At 65.4% G+C, this 18,518-nt stretch carries 18 protein-coding genes; 8 read left to right on the top strand and 10 right to left on the bottom strand.

Annotated features, from left to right (window positions below; translation table 11 throughout):
- The first annotated feature begins 60 nt into the window (after positions 1–60).
- The 6 genes from QTI66_RS28885 (at position 61) to QTI66_RS28860 (ending at position 6,528) form a co-directional block, all read left to right on the top strand.
- The gene (locus QTI66_RS28885) at positions 61–1,494 is read left to right on the top strand and encodes an aldehyde dehydrogenase family protein (RefSeq protein WP_286563684.1); all 1,434 of its coding nucleotides are present in this window, start codon (positions 61–63) and stop codon (positions 1,492–1,494) included.
- A 31-nt stretch (positions 1,495–1,525) separates the two neighbouring features.
- Entirely contained in the window at positions 1,526–2,287 is a 762-nt protein-coding gene (locus tag QTI66_RS28880; protein WP_286563682.1) for an SDR family oxidoreductase, read from the top strand.
- Between the two features lie 68 nt (positions 2,288–2,355).
- Entirely contained in the window at positions 2,356–3,504 is a 1,149-nt protein-coding gene (gene moaA / locus QTI66_RS28875) for a GTP 3',8-cyclase MoaA (protein WP_286563681.1), read from the top strand.
- Between the two features lie 5 nt (positions 3,505–3,509).
- Positions 3,510–4,142: a molybdenum cofactor guanylyltransferase MobA gene (gene mobA / locus QTI66_RS28870; protein WP_286563680.1), complete on the top strand. Its 633-nt coding sequence runs from the start codon at positions 3,510–3,512 to the stop codon at positions 4,140–4,142.
- A 15-nt stretch (positions 4,143–4,157) separates the two neighbouring features.
- Complete coding sequence (moeA, locus tag QTI66_RS28865; protein ID WP_286563678.1) at positions 4,158–5,465, top strand: molybdopterin molybdotransferase MoeA; 1,308 nt, start codon at positions 4,158–4,160, stop codon at positions 5,463–5,465.
- Positions 5,466–5,532: 67 nt separating this feature from the next.
- Entirely contained in the window at positions 5,533–6,528 is a 996-nt protein-coding gene (locus QTI66_RS28860) for a C-terminal binding protein (RefSeq protein WP_286563677.1), read from the top strand.
- A 54-nt stretch (positions 6,529–6,582) separates the two neighbouring features.
- On the opposite strand, the gene rnhA is transcribed toward QTI66_RS28860, so the two are convergent.
- Together rnhA and QTI66_RS28850 are read right to left on the bottom strand one after the other, a co-directional pair.
- Positions 6,583–7,032 (bottom strand): ribonuclease HI, encoded by a 450-nt coding sequence (gene rnhA / locus QTI66_RS28855; RefSeq protein ID WP_286563675.1) that lies wholly within the window; start codon positions 7,030–7,032, stop codon positions 6,583–6,585.
- On the bottom strand, positions 7,029–7,817 hold the full coding sequence (locus tag QTI66_RS28850; RefSeq protein WP_286563674.1) for a class I SAM-dependent methyltransferase: 789 nt from the start codon (positions 7,815–7,817) through the stop codon (positions 7,029–7,031). Before QTI66_RS28850 ends, rnhA begins: the two co-directional genes overlap by 4 nt.
- A gap of 273 nt (positions 7,818–8,090) precedes the next feature.
- On the opposite strand from QTI66_RS28850, the gene QTI66_RS28845 reads away from it, so the two are divergent.
- Positions 8,091–9,677, top strand: coding sequence for a transglycosylase SLT domain-containing protein (locus QTI66_RS28845; protein ID WP_286563672.1), 1,587 nt, complete (start codon positions 8,091–8,093; stop codon positions 9,675–9,677).
- Positions 9,678–9,704: 27 nt separating this feature from the next.
- Here QTI66_RS28845 and QTI66_RS28840 read toward each other — a convergent pair whose 3' ends face one another.
- From QTI66_RS28840 to dnaX, 8 genes are all read right to left on the bottom strand, one after another.
- Positions 9,705–10,892 (bottom strand): low temperature requirement protein A, encoded by a 1,188-nt coding sequence (locus QTI66_RS28840; protein WP_286563670.1) that lies wholly within the window; start codon positions 10,890–10,892, stop codon positions 9,705–9,707.
- Positions 10,893–10,916: 24 nt separating this feature from the next.
- Positions 10,917–11,747: an ABC transporter permease gene (locus QTI66_RS28835; protein ID WP_286563669.1), complete on the bottom strand. Its 831-nt coding sequence runs from the start codon at positions 11,745–11,747 to the stop codon at positions 10,917–10,919.
- A gap of 1 nt (position 11,748) precedes the next feature.
- On the bottom strand, positions 11,749–12,564 hold the full coding sequence (locus QTI66_RS28830) for an ABC transporter ATP-binding protein (protein ID WP_286563667.1): 816 nt from the start codon (positions 12,562–12,564) through the stop codon (positions 11,749–11,751).
- Between the two features lie 102 nt (positions 12,565–12,666).
- On the bottom strand, positions 12,667–13,704 hold the full coding sequence (locus QTI66_RS28825; protein ID WP_286563664.1) for an ABC transporter substrate-binding protein: 1,038 nt from the start codon (positions 13,702–13,704) through the stop codon (positions 12,667–12,669).
- A gap of 125 nt (positions 13,705–13,829) precedes the next feature.
- A complete protein-coding gene (locus QTI66_RS28820) occupies positions 13,830–14,222 on the bottom strand; it encodes an MAPEG family protein (RefSeq protein WP_286563663.1) in 393 nt (130 codons plus the stop codon).
- Between the two features lie 27 nt (positions 14,223–14,249).
- Positions 14,250–14,834 carry a recombination mediator RecR gene (gene recR / locus QTI66_RS28815; protein WP_286563662.1) on the bottom strand — a complete coding sequence of 195 codons (585 nt, stop codon included), beginning with the start codon at positions 14,832–14,834 and terminating at the stop codon, positions 14,250–14,252.
- Positions 14,834–15,166, bottom strand: a complete 333-nt coding sequence (locus QTI66_RS28810; protein WP_286563661.1) for a YbaB/EbfC family nucleoid-associated protein — start codon at positions 15,164–15,166, stop codon at positions 14,834–14,836. Before QTI66_RS28810 ends, recR begins: the two co-directional genes overlap by 1 nt.
- A gap of 52 nt (positions 15,167–15,218) precedes the next feature.
- The gene (gene dnaX, locus QTI66_RS28805; protein ID WP_286563659.1) at positions 15,219–17,261 is read right to left on the bottom strand and encodes a DNA polymerase III subunit gamma/tau; all 2,043 of its coding nucleotides are present in this window, start codon (positions 17,259–17,261) and stop codon (positions 15,219–15,221) included.
- 114 nt (positions 17,262–17,375) lie between these two features.
- On the opposite strand from dnaX, the gene QTI66_RS28800 reads away from it, so the two are divergent.
- Entirely contained in the window at positions 17,376–18,494 is a 1,119-nt protein-coding gene (locus QTI66_RS28800; RefSeq protein ID WP_286563658.1) for a M12 family metallopeptidase, read from the top strand.
- Positions 18,495–18,518: the final 24 nt, after the last annotated feature.

Here is an 18,518-nt window from a genome sequence, read left to right as displayed (position 1 = left end):
GCATTTTCCCCTATGACGCACCGTGCAATCGAGGACTCATCGTCGCGCACAATGCCAGACATGCAACTCAATTTCATCGGCAACGCGGGCGTTGCCTCCTCCTCCGGGCGCGTGCTGCCGGTGCTGGACCCTTCCGACGGCCAGGCCTTCGACGAATTGCAGCGCAGCAACGCGGCCGACATCGATGCCGCCGTGCGCGCGGCGCGCGATTGCTTCGACGGCATCTGGCACAAGGTGAGCGCCGCGGAGCGCGGCCGGCTCATGATGAAGCTCTCGGCCAAGATCTCCGAGCACATCGACGAACTGGCCTTGCTGGAGCAACGCGACTGCGGCAAGCCGGTGAAGCAGGCGCGTGCCGACGCACTGGCGCTGGTGCGCTATTTCGAGTTCTACGCTGGTGCCTGCGACAAACTGCACGGCGAGACGATTCCCTACCAGGACGGCTACAGCGTCTTCACCTGGCGCGAGCCGCATGGCGTCACGGGACACATCATTCCATGGAACTACCCGATGCAGATCTTCGGGCGCAGCGTGGGCGGGGCGCTGGCGGCCGGCAACGCGTGCGTGGTGAAGCCTGCGGAAGACGCCTGCCTTTCGCTCATCCGCGTGGCGCAACTGGCGGCTGAAGTGGGCTTTCCGGCCGGCGCGCTCAACATCGTGACCGGCTACGGCCATGAGGTCGGCGACGCGCTGGCCCGCCATCCGGGCATCGACCACATCAGCTTCACGGGCAGCCCCAAGGTTGGCACGCTGATCCAGCAGGTCGCGGCCGAACGACACTGCCCGGTCACGCTCGAACTCGGCGGCAAGAGCCCGCAGCTCATCTTCGCGGATTCCGACCTGGACGCGGCCATTCCGGTGCTCATCAACGCGATCGTGCAGAACGCAGGCCAGACCTGTTCGGCCGGCTCGCGGGTGCTGGTGGAGCGCAGCATCTACGAGCCGCTGCTGGAACGGCTCGGCAAGGCGTTCGAAAGCCTGCGCGTGGGGCCTGCGGCCATGGACCTCGACGTCGGGCCGCTCATCCGCCAGTCGCAGCAGCAGCGCGTGTGGGATTTCCTGAGCGACGCGCATGTGGCCGGCATTCCGATGGTGGCGCAGGGCGTGATCGTTGAGGACGCGCCCGAAACCGGCTTCTACCAGGCACCGACGCTGTTGCGCGACGTGCCGGTGACGCATCGGCTGGCGCAGGAAGAAGTGTTCGGCCCCGTGTTGGCCGCCATGGCTTTCAGCGACGAAGACGAGGCCATCGCCTTGGCCAATGCCACGCAGTTCGGCCTAGTGGCCGGCGTGTGGACGGAGAACGGCGCGCGCCAGTTCCGCATGGCCAAACGCCTGCGCAGCGGCCAGGTGTTCATCAACAACTACGGTGCCGGCGGCGGTGTCGAACTGCCTTTCGGCGGCGTGAAGTCCTCGGGCTACGGTCGCGAAAAGGGCTTCGAAGCGCTCTACGGCTTCACCACCCTCAAGACCGTCGCAATCAAGCACGGCTGACATCCACGACAACACACGGAGACTCCAGGTCATGCGCGTCAAAGACAAGTCCATCATCGTGACCGGTGCCGGCGGCGGCATCGGCGAAGGCATCGCCAAACGGCTCGCGCAGGAAGGCGCGCAGGTCGTCGTCAACGACATCAACGCGGCGCTCGGCCAGCAGGTGGTCGAGGCGATCCTGCGCGCTGGCGGGCGGGCGTCCTTCTTCGCGGCCGACGTCACGAAATCCGGCGACGTGAAGGCGCTGGTCGCCGCCGCGGTCGAACGCCACGGCAACCTCGACGTCATGGTCAACAACGCGGGCTGGACGCACCGCAACCGTCCTGCGCTGGAAGTGAGCGAAGACGAGTTCGACAAGTGCTATGCCGTCAACATGAAGAGCATCTACCTGTCCACGGTGCATGCCGTGCCGGCCTTTCGCGCCAACAAGGGCGGCAGCTTCATCAACATCGCCTCGACGGCCGGCGTGCGGCCTCGCCCCGGACTCACCTGGTACAACGGCTCCAAGGGCGCCGTCATCACCACCAGCAAGTCGCTGGCGGCCGAGCTGGGCCCGGACAACATCCGCGTGAACTGCATCAACCCGGTGTTCAACCCCGACACGGGCCTGTCGGCCGAATTCGCCGGCGGCCCGCTCACCGAGGAGCGCAAGGAAAAGTTCCGCGCCACGATTCCGCTGGGCCGCTTTTCCACGGCGCTGGATGTCGCCAACGCCGCGCTCTACCTGGCCAGCGACGAGGCAGCCTTCATCAGCGGCGTATGCATCGAGGTCGATGGCGCGCGATGCGTGTAAACCCGGGCGATTGACCCGGATCACTGCGTTGCCGTGTCGCATGGGTTAAATTGGGCTGAAACCCTGCCATGTCCCAGTCCGTTATTCCTGTCATTCCCATCACCGACATCCGTCAGGCGCGCCGCGCGGGCGTGCCAGACGTCGCCGTGCCTGCCACGGGACTCTTGCTCGACCGCCTCGGCCGGCCGCTGACGGATCTGCGCATCAGCGTGACGGACCGGTGCAATTTCCGGTGCAGCTATTGCATGCCCAAGGAAATCTTCGACAAGGACTACCCCTATCTGCCGCACAGTGCCTTGCTGAGCTTCGAGGAGATCACGCGGCTGGCGAAGCAGTTCGTTGCGCATGGCGTGCGCAAGATCCGCCTCACGGGCGGCGAGCCGCTGCTGCGCAAGAACATCGAGGTGCTGATCGAGCAACTGGCTGCCCTGCAAACGCCCGACGGCAAGCCGCTGGACCTGACGCTCACCACCAATGGATCGCTGCTCGCACGCAAGGCCAAGGCACTGAAGGCCGCGGGCTTGCAGCGCGTCACCGTGAGCCTTGACGGGCTCGACGACGCGGTGTTCCGCAGCATGAACGACGTGGACTTTCCGGTGGCGCAGGTGCTGACGGGCCTGGACGCCGCGCACGCCGCCGGGCTGGGACCCATCAAGATCAACATGGTCGTCAAGCGCGGCACCAACGAGAACGAGATCCTGCCGATGGCGCGGCGCTTCCGGGGCACCGGCATGGTGTTGCGCTTCATCGAATACATGGACGTTGGCGCCACCAACGGCTGGCGCATGGACGAAGTGCTGCCATCGGCCGACGTCATTGCGCGCATCGCCCGGGAATTTCCGCTGGTGCCGCTGGAAGCCACGGCGCCCGGCGAAACCGCGCAACGCTGGGCTTATGCCGACGCCGACGGAAAGCCCGACCCGGCACAGGGCGAGATCGGCGTCATCAGCAGCGTCACGCAGGCTTTTTGCAGCGACTGCAGCCGCGCGCGCCTGTCGACCGAGGGCAAGTTGTACATGTGCCTGTTCGCCAGCAGCGGCCACGACCTGCGACCGCTGCTGCGCGAAGGCGCCAGCGACGAGCAGATCGCGTCCAGCATCGGGCACATCTGGCAAGGCCGCGCCGACCGCTATTCCGAACTGCGCGGCGCGCTGGCCGCCGACACCAGCGCAGCCCCCGCCGCACGGCGCGTCGAGATGAGCTACATCGGCGGATAACCCGGATGCGAATTTCCCCGAACGACATCACCGGCCTGGTGCTGGCCGGCGGGCGCGGCTCCCGCATGGGCGGCGTGGACAAGGGACTGCAGGCCTTCAACGGCACGCCGCTCGCCTTGCATGCGCTGCTGCGCCTGGGCGCGCAGGTGGGCCAGACCATGGTCAACGCCAACCGCAACCTCGCGGCCTATGAATCCTTTGGTGCGCCCGTCTGGCCCGATGGCATCGCCGACTACGCAGGCCCCCTTGCGGGCTTCCTCGTGGGCCTGGAGCACTGCGAAACGCCCTGGTTGCTCACGGTGCCTTGCGACACGCCCCTGTTCCCGCAGGACCTCGCCAGCCGGCTTGCCCAAGCGCTGGAAAACACCGACACCCTGATCGCCATGGTCAGCGCGCCCGAGCCGCAATCCGACGGATCGGTGCAGATGCGGCCCCAACCCGTGTTCTGCCTGATCCACACCAGCCTGCTCGAAAGCCTGGTGCGCTTCACCCAGGGCGGCGGTCGCAAGATCGACGCGTGGACGGCCATGCACGACGCGGTCGTGGTTCCCTTCGACCGTCCGGACGACCCGGCACAGGCCTTTTTCAACGCGAACACGCTCGCGGAACTGCACGCGCTGGAACATCAGCGCGGCTGAATTTCCCCTTCCCTCATGACCCGTATTGCAGAGATCGCCGCCGCGCTGGCCGGCTACGACCCCAAGGCGCTGGGCGTCGATGGCGTGCAGGCTTTCCTGGCGCAGTTGGCGGCGACCGCCGTCGTCACGCAGCGCATGGACGTTGCGCTGTTCGACGCGCTGGACCGCGTGCTGGCCGAGGACATCGTCTCGCCCTTCAGCGTGCCGCCGCACGACAACTCCGCCATGGACGGCTTTGCCTTCGATGGCGCGATGCTCGAAGGCGCCAGCGAAGAAGACATTGACCTGCGCATCGTGGGCACCGCCCTGGCTGGCGCGTGCTGGCGCGGTGACCTGGCGCGCGGCGACACGGTGAAGATCATGACGGGCGCCGTGATGCCCGCCGGTTTCGACACGGTGATCCCACAGGAGTTCTGCAAGGTCGAGGGCGATCGCGTTCGTTTCCCAGCCTCCGTCCTGCGCCGCGGCGACAACCGCCGACTGGCGGGCGAAGACCTGCGCCAGGGCGAGCCTGCCCTGCGCCGCGGCGACCGCATCACACCCGCCGCCCTGGGCATGGCGGGCAGCCTTGGCCTGCAAACCGTGCCGGTGCTGCGGCGCCTGCGCGTGGCCTACTTCTCGACGGGCGACGAGATCCTCAGCCTCGGCGACGCCCCGCGCGAAGGCGCCGTGTACGACAGCAACCGCTACACCGTGTTCGGCCTGCTCAGTCGCCTGGGCTGCGAGGTCGTCGACCTGGGGCTGGTGCGCGACGATCCCGCCGCACTCGAAGCCACGCTCGAGCGCGCAGCCAACGAAGCCGACGCCATCATCACGAGCGGTGGCGTGAGCGTGGGCGAAGCGGACCACACCCGCGCCGTCATGCAGCGCCTGGGCGACATGGCGTTCTGGCGCGTGGCCATGCGCCCCGGCCGGCCGATGGCGGTCGGGCTCATTCCCAAGCAGGCACCCCAGCAGCAACCCGCCGTGCTGTTCGGCCTGCCCGGCAATCCTGTGGCGGTCATGGTGACCTTTTTGGCCTTCGTGCGCCCCGCCCTCCTGCGCATGATGGGCTGCAACGCGGCAAGCGCCGCGCCGCCGCCCCTGCTGCGCGCCCGAAGCGCAGAGGCCATCCGCAAGAAGGCCGGCCGCACCGAATACCAGCGCGGCTTCGTGCAGATGGCCCCCGGTGCCATGCCGACGGTGCGCATTGCGGGCAACCAGGGCTCCGGCGTGCTCAGTTCGATGGTCGAGGCCAACGGCCTGGTGGTCCTGCACCACGGGCAAGCCAACATCGCCGCCGGCGACGAGGTCGATGTGATGATCTTTGAAGGCGTAATCTAAAAGCATTACTTTTGCACTCCCCGCAAACCCCAATGTCCCGGTATTTGTAACAAACTAAATTGGGGTCATGGGAGAGAAAAAGAGTGGCACCGCCCGTTCGCGGCGCATCGTCGGCGTGATCGAGCCGGGCTTTGCAAACTACAGCATCGAGCGCAAGACGCTCGCGCTCGTCGGCGCTGACGTCATCAGTGTCCAGTGGCATGGCGATTGGTCCAGCTTGTTGCGTCAGTTGGCCCACCTCGACGTCGCCATGGTTCGCGATGTGCGGCTCGACGCCGAGGCCATCGCGGCCATGAAGCCCGGCGCCGGCATCGTGCGCTACGGCGGGCGCGTGGACATGATCGACCTCGCCGCGGCACGCGACCGCGGCATCCGCGTGGCGAACGTTCCCAACTATGGCGGCGAGATCGAGGTCAGCGACCACGCAGCAGCCTTGACCTTGGCCCTGCTAAGACGCGTCGTGTCGCGCCACGAAAAGGTCAAGAGCGGCAAATGGCGCGTCGGGCAGGCCGAGCCCATGTTCCGCATCGCCGGCGCGACGCTGGGCTTGGTGGGCTTCGGCAAAATCGCGCGGGCCTACTTGGCCAAGATGCGCGCATTCGGCATCGGCGACGTGCTGGTCCATGACCCGTTCGTGACCGACGCGTCCCTGGCCGAGCAGGGGGCGGTGCGCGCCAGCGTTGATGAGATCTGCCAGCGCGCGCAGATCGTGTCATTGCACGCGCCCCTGACCCATCAGAACCGGCACCTCGTCAACGCGCGCACGCTGGCGCTGATGAGCCCACGCACCGTGATCGTCAACACCTCGCGCGGCGGGCTCGTCGACGAAATCGCCTTGGCCACCGCGCTGCGCGAAGGCCGCATCTTCGGCGCGGCGCTCGACGTGCAGCAGACCGAGCCCATGCCCACCGACTCGCCCCTGCACGACGTGCCGCATCTCATCCTGAGCGATCACACGGCCTGGTATTCGGAGGCCGTCGTGCTCAGCCTGCAGCAGGGTGCGGCCCAGGCCGCACTGGAGATGCTGAAGGGCGATGAACTGACGAACTGGGTCAATCCGTAGCAGGCTGCTGAAATACGCCCCGGAGTCGAGGCATCGACAGCCCGCCTGGCGCGCTCAGAGGCGCCCCAGCGCCCGCTGAACGCCCTTGTTGGCCAGCGCGTCGGCACGCTCGTTGCCGGGGTCCCCCGAATGGCCCTTGACCCATCGCCATTCGATCTGGTGGCCGCCGTTTTGCACCAGCGCATCGAGCTTTTGCCACAGCTCCACGTTCTTCACGGGTTGCTTGGTCGAGGTGATCCAGCCCTTGGCCTTCCAGCCCTTGATCCACTCGGTGATGCCCTGGCGCACATATTGGCTGTCCAGGTAGAGCGTGACCTTGCACGGCCGCTTGAGGGCCGCCAGGCCTTCGATGACGGCCGTCAGTTCCATGCGGTTGTTGGTGGTGTTGAGTTCGCCTCCGAAGAGGTCCTTCTCGGTGGCGCCCGACTTGAGCCATGCGCCCCAGCCGCCCGGGCCGGGATTGCCCTTGCAGGCGCCGTCGGTGTAAATCTGGACTTCAGTCAACTTGCAATCTTTCTCTTTTGTTCGTCGTCACGTTCACGATGCATTCTCCCGGTGACGGGAACCGGTGCCGTCGCGACGGCACGCTTGCGCTTCCAGTCGGCCTGCAGCATCGTCATTCCGCGCACACGCTTGACGGCGACGATGAAATACACGGCGCCGAAGATCGGCCACCAGCGCTCGCCCGCCTTGTCGAGCCAGCGGCTTCGATCCAGCCACCGCTGGCTGCGCACGGCGGGCCGATAGACGCCAAAGCGCCCCGACTCCACTTCGAAGCTCAGCAGGCGCAGCCAGTCGCGCATGCGCCAATAACCGATGAACTCGCCCGCTTCGGGCAGAAAGAGCTCACCGAAGCCCAGCCGCCGGTAGAGGTGCGCCCGGCGCTGCCGCATGCCCCACAGGCTCGTGGGATTGAGGCCGCAGATGACCACGCGGCCTTCCGGCACCAGCACCCGCTCGACTTCGCGCAGCGTGGCGTGCGGATCCGGGCTGAGCTCCAGCGCGTGGGGCAGCACGATCAGGTCGAGGCTGTTCGCCGGGAAAGGCAGGGCCGCATAGTCGGTCAGGAGCGTCGCGCGCCGCACCGGGGACGGCCGGTCGTTGGCAAACCAGCGGTGGGGCATGCGATTGGTGCGCAAGGCATTCACTTCGGCCAGGCCGAGCTGAAGCGCGTGGTAGCCGAACACGTCGGACACGGCCTCGTCGAATTGGCTCTGTTCCCATCCGAGCAGATAGCGCCCTGGAGGGGTTTCGAACCACTCTTGCAAACCTATAATTTGACCGCTCATGACCTTCGTTCCGCTGCCCGCTTTTGCCGACAACTGCATCTGGATGCCGCAGGACGGGCCCGGCGCGATCGTTGAGGACCGGGATGCCGCCGGGCCCATGTACGATGCCCTGGCGCGCAGCAACCTGAAGCTGCCTGCGATTCTAGTCACGCGCCATCGCACCGGCCATGGAGCGGAACCCGGCCACCCCCATTCGACTCAGTACGTGTCGCGGTGCACTGCACCACGCAAACGTCCACGGCGCCGCTGCGCCACAGAACACAACTCTTCCAGATGAAATTACTGATTGCCGCGTGCCTCGCGGGCTCCTTGCTGCTGGCAGGCTGCGCAACCAACACGACGTCATCATCGTCAAGCACCAGTTCGCCCAAGGGCGGCGAGGCCGTCTTTCCCGACGGCCCCCTGCAGCCCATCACCTCCAGCCAGCCCGGCTCGCGCAGCGTGACCTTGCTCGCCCCGCCAACGGACATGTGGGACCGCATCCGCCGCGGTTTCAAGATGCCGAACCTCGAAGGCGACCTTGTGCGCGATCGCGAGCAGTGGTATGCCAGCCGGCCCGACTACATCCAGCGCATGACGATGCGCTCCAACAAGTACATGTTCCACATCGTCGAGGAACTCGAGCGGCGCGACATGCCGACCGAACTCGCGCTGCTGCCCTACATCGAAAGCGCCTTCAATCCGCAAGCGGTGTCGAGCGCACGTGCCGCGGGCATGTGGCAGTTCATGCCGGCCACAGGCACGGACTATTCGCTCAAGCAAAACATCTTTCGCGATGACCGCCGCGACGTGATCGCCTCCACCCGCGCCGCGCTGGACTACCTGCAACGGCTGTATGGCATGTTCGGCGACTGGCAGCTGGCCCTGGCCGCGTACAACTGGGGCGAGGGCAACGTGGGCAAGGCCATCGCCAAGAACCAGCGCCTGGGACTGGGCACCACCTACAGCGACCTGAGCATGCCCGCCGAGACGCGCCTGTACGTGCCCAAGCTGCAGGCGGTGAAGAACATCGTGGCCAACCCCGAGCAGTTCAACACCGACCTGCCGGTGATCGCCAACCACCCCTATTTCCAGACCGTGACGCTCACGCGCGACCTCGACGTGGCGCTGGCCGCCAAGCTGGCGGACGTCCGCATCGAGGACTTCCGCGAACTCAACCCCGCCGCGCACAAGCCGGTGCTGCTGGCCGCAGGCACGCCGGAAATCCTGCTGCCGTGGGACAACGCGGCCGTCTTCAGCCGCAATTTCCAGGCGTACAGCGAAGGCCAGTACGCCAGCTGGACGGCCTGGACCGTGCCCAGCACCATCACCGTGAGCGAAGCGGCGCAGCGTGCAGGCATGAGCGAACCCGATCTTCGCGCCATCAACAACGTGCCGCCGCGCATGCTCATCAAGGCGGGCTCGACGCTCATCGTGCCGCGCTCGGCGCGCGTGCAGGAAGACGTCGACGCGGTGGTCGCCGACACCGGACAACTGAGCTTCCAGCCCGAGATCGTCACGCGCCGCACGACGGTGAAGGCGGGCAAGAACGACAACGTGGGCTCCATCGCACGGCGCTTCCGTGTGAGCCCGGCCAATGTGGCGCAGTGGAACGACGTCAACGCCAATCACGCGTTCAAGCGTGGCATCGATGTGGTGGTCTACCTGCCGGTGCGGGCAGCAGCCGGCGCACACGTGGGCAGCGGCGCCCGTGGCGGCGCGTCGGCTTCTGCATCGTCGAAGGGGTCCGCCAAGGGGACTTCCGCGACGAAGGGGACTTCCACGGCCAAGTCGAGCACGCAGGTGCAAAAGTCGAGCGCCAAGCCCGTCGTCGCGAAGGAAAAGCGCGGCGGCACCCCGTCAACGAAAAAGAAGAACTGATCTCGGGCGAGCCGTTCCTTCGCTGCGTCAGCGAGGAACGGCGCGCTGGTGCTCCTTCCACTTGCGCCGAACGACGGCCTCGAACACCGCGACGCCCACCATCACCAGCGTGGTGAGCGACCCCACCGCAAATACCGTGAGATGCGGCGCCGCGAACACGAGGAGCGCGAGCAGCACCAGGCCACCCATGTGCGATTGCGGCGCGAAGCCATACACGACCCGCTTGAACAGCGCATTGCCGAACAGGTAGATGGCAGGCCCGCCCAGCAGCGCGCCGATCTGGTTCCATTGCGCGTGGTGCGAGCCGTCGGCGATCACCAGTTCGTCGGCCACCGCCGAGACGATGATGCCCGCCACCAGGATCACGTGCGTGTAGTGGAACTGCGCGCCGATGGCCCCCGGATCCTTCGAATGCTCGATGACGTGGGTCGCGTCCTTGCTGCTGGTGTCGAAATACATCCACCACATCGCAAGGCTGCCGAGAAAAGCGACAAAGAAAGCCAGCAGTTCCTCCAGGTGCCATGCATGGTGATGACCGAACGCCACGCCGCTGGCCAGGATGGATTCACCCAGCGCGACGATCACGAACAGTTGGCAGCGCTCGGCCAGGTGGCCACCGTCGATGGTCCACTCGCTGGTCGATGAGCGCCCCAGGCCCGGAAAGGCCAGCCCGAACATCGGCGACACGTACTCGGCCATGACACCGATGAACCACAGCGCCAGCCGAAGCTCGCCATGCGCAAAGCCACCAGCGATCCAGAACACGGCCGCCACGCAGTTCCACGCCAGGATGCGGCGGAAGTTCGGCACCAAAGGACTGCCCTTGCCCGCCGCCAGCAACATGCAGACGGTGCGCCCCACCTGGATGGCCGCAAAGCAGCCCGCAAAGACCAGCCCGCGCTCACCGAACGCCTCGGGCAAGGCGGACGCCATCACCAGTGCGAGCAGCATGATGGCGAAGAGCGCGCCACGCGTGGCGAGTGCGCCGGGGTCGAACCAGTTGGTCGTCCAGGCCGTGTACTGCCATCCGAGCCACACGGCAAACCACATCACCAGCGTCTGGACAGCGCCCAGCAAAGTCAGGTGATCGAGAAAATAATGCGAGAGCTGCGTGACCGAGAAGACATAGACCAGGTCGAAGAAAAGCTCTTCGTTCGAGACGCGCGCCGCGTTGTCGCGCGAGCGAAGAAATGGCTGTCGACGTTCGCCCGGCATAGGCCGCCTTTCTGTTTGGCGAAACTATAGCTTCTCGGTTTCGCCGCTCCTGGGCTGCCATGTCATGAGACGCCGTTCGATCAGGCCGACGATGCCGTCCAGCACCAGCGCGAAGGCCGTGAGCACCACGATGCCCGCAAATACGGTGTTGACGTCGAAGGTGCCCTCGGCCTGCAGGATGAGATAGCCCACCCCGCGCGCCGAGCCCAGGTATTCGCCCACCACCGCACCCACGAAAGCCAGGCCCACCGAGGTGTGCAGGCTGGAAAAAACCCAGCTCGTCGCACTCGGCAGGTAGACCGTGCGCAGCAACTGGCGATGATTGGCCCCGAGCATGCGCGCGCTCGAAAGCACCACCGGACTCACCTCCCGCACGCCCTGGTACACGTTGAAGAACACGATGAAGAACACCAGCGTGACCGCCAGCGCCACCTTGCTCCAGATGCCCAGCCCGAACCACAGCCCAAAGATCGGCGCCAGGATGACGCGCGGCATCGAGTTCGCCGCCTTGATGTACGGATCGAGGATCAAGCTCGCCGTTGGCGACAGCGCCAACCACAGGCCACACGCCAAGCCCAGCGCCGTGCCGATGGCAAATGCCAGCAGCGTCTCGATCAAGGTCGTGCCCAGATGCACGTAGATGTCCGCGTTGCCCTGCAGCCCTTCCGGAAAGATGACGTTGGCCCCGATGCCGAAGGGCATGAACCAGCTCCAGATGCGGCCCATCACCTGGATCGGCTGGCCGAAGAAGAAGGCGATCTTGTCGCTGCGCGATGCCAAATGCCATAGCACCAATATGACCACCAGCAAGCCGATTTGCCACACGCGTGCATTGCGTTCGTTGGGGCGCAGCATGTCAGGCCACCTTCTTCAGTTGCTGCGCATAGCCCTTGAGCACCTCGTCGCGCAGCACACCCCATATCTGCGCATGCAATTGAACGAATCGCGGATGGGCCCGCACCTCGGCCACGTCGCGCGGGCGCGCCAGGTCGATGTTGAACTCGCCGATGGGATGCGTCGCCGGGCCCGCCGACAGCACGACCACGCGGTCGCTCATGGCAATGGCTTCGTCGAGGTCGTGGGTGATGAAGAGAACGGCCTTCTTTTTGGCGGCCCACAGGTCGAGCACTTCGTTCTCCATCAATTGCCGCGTCTGCACGTCGAGCGCGCTGAAGGGCTCGTCCATGAGGATGATGTCCGGGTCGAGCGCCAGCGTTTGCGCGAGCGCGGTGCGCTTGCGCATGCCACCGGAAAGCTGATGCGGATAGCGGTCGCCAAAGCCGGAGAGGCCGACACGTGACAACCATTGCAAGGCCTGCGCCCTCGCCTCGGCTCTGGAAATTCCGCGGTATTCCAGACCCACGGCCACGTTGTCGAGCGCGCTGCGCCAGGGCATGAGCGCTTCGGTCTGGAACATGTAGCCGGCACGCCTGTTGATGCCCGACAGCGTTTCGCCAAAGACCTTGACGCTGCCCGAGGAGGGTTCGAGCAAGCCCGCGCCGACGTTCAGCAGCGTCGACTTGCCGCAGCCCGTGGGCCCCACCACCGAAACGAACTCACCCGCGCCGATGCGAAGCGTCGTGTTGGCCACGGCGGTGTAGCGCTGCGCGTTGTCGTCCTTCGAACGGAAGGTGCATTGGATGTCGAGCAGTTCGAGCGCGTAGTCGGACATGGCGTGTGCTGTTGTTCTTTGAGAGGGGCCATCAAGAAAAAACCCGACACCGCCCGGAAGATGCCGGACCGTGTCGGGTCATGATCGTATGAATGACGGGTGTCAGGCTTTGAAGCGGTCTTTGGCGCGACGCGCGAAGTCGTTGGTGAAGGTGCGCGACAACTCGATCTTGTCGGCCTTGATGGTGGTGTCGAAACTGGCCAGTGCATTGAGCGCGGTCCTGGGTCCGTCGGCCGGCACGAGCCCATCCGTCGCGATGGCCTCGCGGATCTTGTCGAAAGACGCCAGGTACAACGCACGGTCGCCCAGCAGATAGGTCTCCGGCACCGCCTTGATGATGTCGCCCGGCCCCGCGGTCTGCAGCCACTTGAGGCCATGCACGATGGCGTTCGCCAGGGCCTGGCAGGTGTTGGGGTTCTTCTGGATGAACTCCACCGGCGCATAGAGGCACGCCGCGGGCATCGGGCCGCCAAAGACCTCGTGCGTGCCCTTGAGCGTGCGCGTGTCGCTGATGATTCTCACGTCGCCCTTTTGCTCCAGCATCGTCATGACCGGATCGGTGTTGCTGATGGCGTCGATCTGGCCCGAGCGCAGCGCGGTGAGCGCACCTGCCGCAACGCCCACGCCGACGTAGCTCACATCGCTTGCCTTGATGCCGGCGCGCGACAGCACGAGGTTGGCCACCATGTTGGTCGATGAACCCGGCGCGGACACCCCGATCTTCTTGCCCTTGAGATCGGCCAGCGATGCATAGCCCGGCATGTTCTTGGTCGACACACCCACTGCGATCTGAGGTGCCCTTCCCTGCAAGACGATGCTTTGCAGGAACTGGCTCTTGGCCTGCAGGTTGATGGTGTGTTCGTAGGCGCCCGAACACACATCGGCCGAGCCGCCAACGAGTGCCTGCAATGCACGGGCGCCGCCTGCGAAATCGGAGATCTCCACTTCCAGGCCTTCAGCCTTGAAGTAGCCCAGCTGCTCGGCAATGGTGAGCGGCAGGTAATAGAACGCTGCCTTGCCACCGACAGAGATGGCGACCTTCGTTTTCTCTGGCTTGCCCTGCGCATGAACATGGGGCAGTGCAACGTATGCCGCCGCGATCGCGGCGGCTGAAGAAACCAAGGTGCGACGTGTAAGCATGAAATTGACCCCGAGAGGTCTCGTCTTTGAGGTCAATCGAGCTTAGGTTGTGACTTTTTTCACTGCATCGGGAACATCCCCGTGCGGGTAATTACGTAAGCACGAAGACCTCAAAGCATGCGCACTCAACGTCCGATGAAAAGGATGGAAATGTTGGCCAGCAATGCGAGCGACCAGACGACGCTGCGAAGCGATCCGAGACCGGCGACATACAGGCCGATATAGACCATGCGAAGCAGGACATACGCAGCGGCCAGCATGTCCAGCCGCCCTTGCGCGTAGCCCAGTTGATGCGCGATGAGCACCGCGCCGATGAAGAAGGCCAGGCCTTCAAAGCTGTTGGCTTGCGCGCCGTTGGCACGCGCGCGCCACCCTGTGAGCTTGGTGCCCCACGCACGGGGCTGCTGGTTATCACGCATCGTGAATGCGCCGGCCTTCGCTATATACACGCAGGCATAGGGAAGCAGTGAAGCAACGAGAACACACCAGTAAGCGATTGTGAGCATTGAAAAGTTCATCGCCTGTCTCCAGTGGTGTCGTTGTTGTCAGCGGCGGTCGACAAGGGCGTGCGCGATGGTGCCAAGGTCGACGTATTCCAGTTCGCTCCCGGCGGGAACGCCCCGCGCAAGCCGCGTGACGTTGAGTCCGCGTTGGCGCAATGCCTCGCCGATGACGTGCGCCGTCGCCTCACCCTCGGCGGTGAAGTTGGTGGCGAGAATCACCTCGCTGACTTGCCCGTCGATGGCTCGCTCGAAGAGGCGCGCCAGGCCGATTTCGTTGGGGCCGATGCCATCGAGCGGACTCAGCTTGCCCATCAGCACGAAGTAGTAGCCACGGAAGGCGCCGGTGCGCTCCAGCGCGGCCTGGTCGGCAGGCGTTTCGACCACGCAAAGCTTGCTCGCGTCGCGACGCGCATCCATGCAGACGTTGCACAGCGGTGCTTCGGCAAAGGTGTTGCAGCGTTCGCAATGCCGCACGTTGGCAACGGCCTGCTGCAAAGCCCGCGAAAGCATCTGCGCGCCCTCGCGGTCGTGCTGCAGCATGTGGAACGCCATGCGCGAGGCGGACTTGACACCCACCCCCGGCAATCGCCGAAGCGCCTCGACCAAGGCGTCGAGCGAACTCGACATTAAAACGGCAGTTTCATGCCGGGCGGCAGGCCGGGCATGCCGGCGGTGATCTTGCCCATCTTCTGTTCGCTCGTTTCCTCGGCCTTGCGCACCGCGGCGTTGAAAGCGGCAGCCACGAGGTCTTCGAGCATGTCCTTGTCATCGGCCAGCAGGCTGGGGTCGATGGTGATGCGCTTGACGTCATGCTTGCAGGTCATCACGACCTTCACCAGGCCGGCGCCGGATTCGCCTTCGACCTCGATGTTGGCCAGTTCTTCCTGCGCCTTCTTGAGGTTGTCCTGCATGGCCTGGGCCTGCTTCATGAGACCGGCGAGTTGTCCTTTGTTGAACATATCTGAATCCTGAATGGTTGAAATGAAACTGAAAGAGTATGAGAGGTGGATCTCAAACGGGCCTCAACGTTCCGGGAACGATCTTCGCGTCGAAATCGCGAATCATGCTCTGGACCAGCGGATCGTTGTGGATGATCTCCTCCGCGGCGCGCTGGCGTGCCTCGGCGGCAATCTTGTTGCGCCGCGCGGGGCTGTCCACCACCGTGCCGATCTCGATGGCGATTTTGACCGGATGGCCGATCGAAGCCAACGCGTTCTGCAAGCGCTCCCGGCTGCCTGACTGGTTGAGCGATTCGCGCTCGACGCGCAGCATCCACTGGTCTTCGTCGCGGCCGATGAGTTGCGACTGCAGGGCCAGTTCGCGCGTGAGCGCAGCAATGATCTCCCCGGAGACCATGTGCTTGACCGTGGCGTACCAGAAGTCGCCCTCTTCGCTGGGTGGAATCTGGGCGAGCGCGCCGGATGCCTCGGAGGGTTGCGGCATGTCGCGCACGCTGGGGGCGCCCTGCACACGCAAGGGAACGGCCACAACGGTGGCGTCGCGTGCGGCGCCGTTGTCCTGTGCGGCATTGCGAGCCAGTGGCGCACCCGCGGGCGGCAGGGTCGACACCACATGCAGGCGATGGCCGGGCGGCGGTGCAACAGGGGCAGCAGCCGCTTGCGCCGGGGCATTGGCTGGCACATTGGCGGGCGCGTCGAGAGCAGCCGATTCCTGCGTCGCAGGCCGCGGCGCAAGGTTTGATTCCGGCGCGGCACTGCGTAGCGCGGGAGCGAATTCGGGCGCGGCACGCCGCGGCGCAAGAGCAGCTTCGGGTCCTGCACGCTGCGGCTCATGCGTAGATGCCGGCCCGATACGCTGCGGCTCAGGCACAGATTGCGGCACCGCAGGCGGATTCCCCACCACCGCAGTCCCGATAACCGGCACGGCCGCAGGCCGCACCCCTTCATTCAGAGTTTTTTTTTCCGCTGGCCGCGTTGCGGCAGGTTCGGCAGACTTGAACGGCAGCAGCCGCAACAGCACCATCGTCAGCGCCGCATACTCATCCGGCGCGAGGCCCAACTCGCCACGGCCATGCAGGCACAGGCTGTAGAGCAGTTGCGTTTCGTCCTGCGGCATCGCCTGTGCGAGACGGGCGATCTCCGCCGTGTCCGGGTCGGACGCGTCGCCCGAGCCGGCACGCGACGGCACGGCCTGCAACACCGCCATGGCTTGCAGCACCGTGGTCATTTCTTCCAGCGTGGAGGCAGCCGACAAGCCATCGCGGCGCAACGCCTCGGAGGTCTCGACGACCGTCTTGCCGTCGCCCAATGCCAGCGCCTCGATCAAGCGGAACACGTGGCCGCGATCGACCGTGCCCAGCATCTGCCGCACGCCCGCTTCGACCAGTTCGCCGTTGCCGTAGGCAATCGCCTGGTCTGTGAGCGACAAGGCGTCGCGCATCGACCCGCGCGCAGCACGCGCCAGCAGTCGCAGCGCCTGCGTCTCGGCCGGAACCGATTCGGTGCCCAGCACCCGCGTGAGGTGCTCCAGGATGGTTTCAGGCGCCATCGGCCGCAGGTTGAACTGCAGGCAGCGCGACAGCACCGTGACCGGCACCTTCTGCGGATCGGTCGTGGCCAGCACGAACTTGAGATATTCCGGCGGCTCTTCCAGCGTCTTGAGCATCGCGTTGAACGCGGTGTTCGTGAGCATGTGCACTTCGTCGATCATGAAGACCTTGAAGCGGCCCTGCACCGGCTTGTAGACCGCCTGCTCCAGCAGCGACTGCACTTCGTCCACGCCGCGGTTCGAGGCCGCATCGAGCTCGGTGTAGTCGACGAAGCGGCCGGAATCGATGTCCTTGCATGCCTGGCACACGCCGCAGGGCGTCGCCGTGATGCCGCCCTGCCCGTCCGGACCCTGGCAGTTGAGCGACTTGGCCAGGATGCGCGACACGGTGGTCTTTCCCACGCCCCGCGTGCCGGTGAACAGGTAGGCGTGGTGCAGCCTTTGCGTCGTGAGCGCATTGGCCAGCGCCTGCACCACGTGCTCCTGCCCGACCATTTCATTGAAGGTTTTCGGGCGATGTTTTCGAGCGAGCACGAGATAGGCCATCGACGCATTTTAGGGGCCTGCCTAGTTCCTATTTCCGGGACGGCTTAGGCCATCCCGCAGATGAAATCCGCGCGCAGCGCGCCTAGCATGAATCGATTTCCGGAGGAGACCACCATGGCTACAGCGCGCAAGACCCCAGCTCCATCCCGCCGCCCCACCCCGGCGGCGGCCGCCACGCCACCGCCGATGCGCTACTGCTCGCAACCCGTGCAGCCGCCGCGCCAATTCGATCCCAACGTGGCGCCTGGCCGGGCGTCTGCCATATTGGCCGGCGACAAGAAGTGGGTTGCCGGCACGCAACTGACCTACTACTGTTTCAAGAAGGGCGATGGCGTGCCATCTTCCTGGTACGGCAGCGCCGCCGACATCGCGGCGGTGGATGACGCATTCAAGGCCTGGGCAGCCCTGGGCATCGGCCTGAGTTTCAAGAGCGTGTCGCAAGCAGGCGACGCCATGGTGCGCATCGGCTTCGATCCGCAGGACGGATCCTGGTCCTACGTGGGCCGCGACGTCCTCAACACCAAAAGTCCAGCAGCCCGCACGATGAATTTCGGCTGGGCCCTGACCACGCCCTACGGCCACGACACCGCCCTGCACGAGATCGGCCACACCCTGGGCCTGCAGCACGAACACCAGAACCCCAACGCCGGCATCACCTGGAATACGCAGGCTGTGCTCGATTATTTCAAGGGACCACCCAACTCATGGGATGAACAGCAGATCAACTGGAACATCCTGCGCAAGATCCCGCTGGCCGAGATCAAGGGCACCAATTGGGACCCCGACTCGGTGATGGAGTACCAGTTCGGCCCCGGCCTGATCCAGGCACCCGCCAAATACCAGTCCGGCCTGACGCCCAAGGGCGGCCTCTCGGCGGCTGACAAGTCATGGATCGTCGAGTCCTACCCCGGCACCAAGCCCGCGCAGGTGAGCGCGCTGAAGGTGGGCCTGTCGCAACTGCTCAAGCTCGCCGCCGGTGAAACACGGGTTTTCGACTTTTCGCCGACGCGTACGCGCACCTACAACATCGGCACCTTCGGGACGGCCGACACGGTGATTGTCCTCTTCGAGGCCACGGACGCGGGCAACGTGCAGATCGCGGAGAACGACGACAGCGGCACCGACACCAACGGCAAGCTTTGCCTTCGCCTCCAGAAGGGCCGCCGCTACCAGATAGGGGTGCGGCTTTACTACGCCGATGCCAGCGAGGAGACCTCCATTCTGGTCTGGTAATCGGCGTCGCCTACAATCGCAAGC

Origin of the sequence: Variovorax brevis, assembly GCF_030317105.1 — a bacterium.
Taxonomy (GTDB): Bacteria; Pseudomonadota; Gammaproteobacteria; order Burkholderiales; family Burkholderiaceae_C; genus Variovorax; species Variovorax brevis.
Note: the sequence above shows the minus strand (reverse complement) of the source record. Positions and strands in the feature narration are given on the sequence as shown.

Excerpts from the sequence above, each read along its gene's own strand:
- QTI66_RS28835 (WP_286563669.1), bottom strand. The coding sequence starts at position 11,747 with ATGCTGCGCCCCAACGAACGCAATGCACGCGTGTGGCAAATCGGCTTG.
- moeA (WP_286563678.1), top strand. The coding sequence starts at position 4,158 with ATGACCCGTATTGCAGAGATCGCCGCCGCGCTGGCCGGCTACGACCCC.
- QTI66_RS28800 (WP_286563658.1), top strand. The coding sequence starts at position 17,376 with ATGGCTACAGCGCGCAAGACCCCAGCTCCATCCCGCCGCCCCACCCCG.
- QTI66_RS28885 (WP_286563684.1), top strand. The coding sequence starts at position 61 with ATGCAACTCAATTTCATCGGCAACGCGGGCGTTGCCTCCTCCTCCGGG.
- QTI66_RS28840 (WP_286563670.1), bottom strand. The coding sequence starts at position 10,892 with ATGCCGGGCGAACGTCGACAGCCATTTCTTCGCTCGCGCGACAACGCG.
- QTI66_RS28850 (WP_286563674.1), bottom strand. The coding sequence starts at position 7,817 with ATGAGCGGTCAAATTATAGGTTTGCAAGAGTGGTTCGAAACCCCTCCA.
- QTI66_RS28880 (WP_286563682.1), top strand. The coding sequence starts at position 1,526 with ATGCGCGTCAAAGACAAGTCCATCATCGTGACCGGTGCCGGCGGCGGC.
- QTI66_RS28830 (WP_286563667.1), bottom strand. The coding sequence starts at position 12,564 with ATGTCCGACTACGCGCTCGAACTGCTCGACATCCAATGCACCTTCCGT.
- QTI66_RS28860 (WP_286563677.1), top strand. The coding sequence starts at position 5,533 with ATGGGAGAGAAAAAGAGTGGCACCGCCCGTTCGCGGCGCATCGTCGGC.
- QTI66_RS28845 (WP_286563672.1), top strand. The coding sequence starts at position 8,091 with ATGAAATTACTGATTGCCGCGTGCCTCGCGGGCTCCTTGCTGCTGGCA.
- QTI66_RS28810 (WP_286563661.1), bottom strand. The coding sequence starts at position 15,166 with ATGTTCAACAAAGGACAACTCGCCGGTCTCATGAAGCAGGCCCAGGCC.
- recR (WP_286563662.1), bottom strand. The coding sequence starts at position 14,834 with ATGTCGAGTTCGCTCGACGCCTTGGTCGAGGCGCTTCGGCGATTGCCG.
- QTI66_RS28825 (WP_286563664.1), bottom strand. The coding sequence starts at position 13,704 with ATGCTTACACGTCGCACCTTGGTTTCTTCAGCCGCCGCGATCGCGGCG.
- dnaX (WP_286563659.1), bottom strand. The coding sequence starts at position 17,261 with ATGGCCTATCTCGTGCTCGCTCGAAAACATCGCCCGAAAACCTTCAAT.
- mobA (WP_286563680.1), top strand. The coding sequence starts at position 3,510 with ATGCGAATTTCCCCGAACGACATCACCGGCCTGGTGCTGGCCGGCGGG.
- moaA (WP_286563681.1), top strand. The coding sequence starts at position 2,356 with ATGTCCCAGTCCGTTATTCCTGTCATTCCCATCACCGACATCCGTCAG.
- QTI66_RS28820 (WP_286563663.1), bottom strand. The coding sequence starts at position 14,222 with ATGAACTTTTCAATGCTCACAATCGCTTACTGGTGTGTTCTCGTTGCT.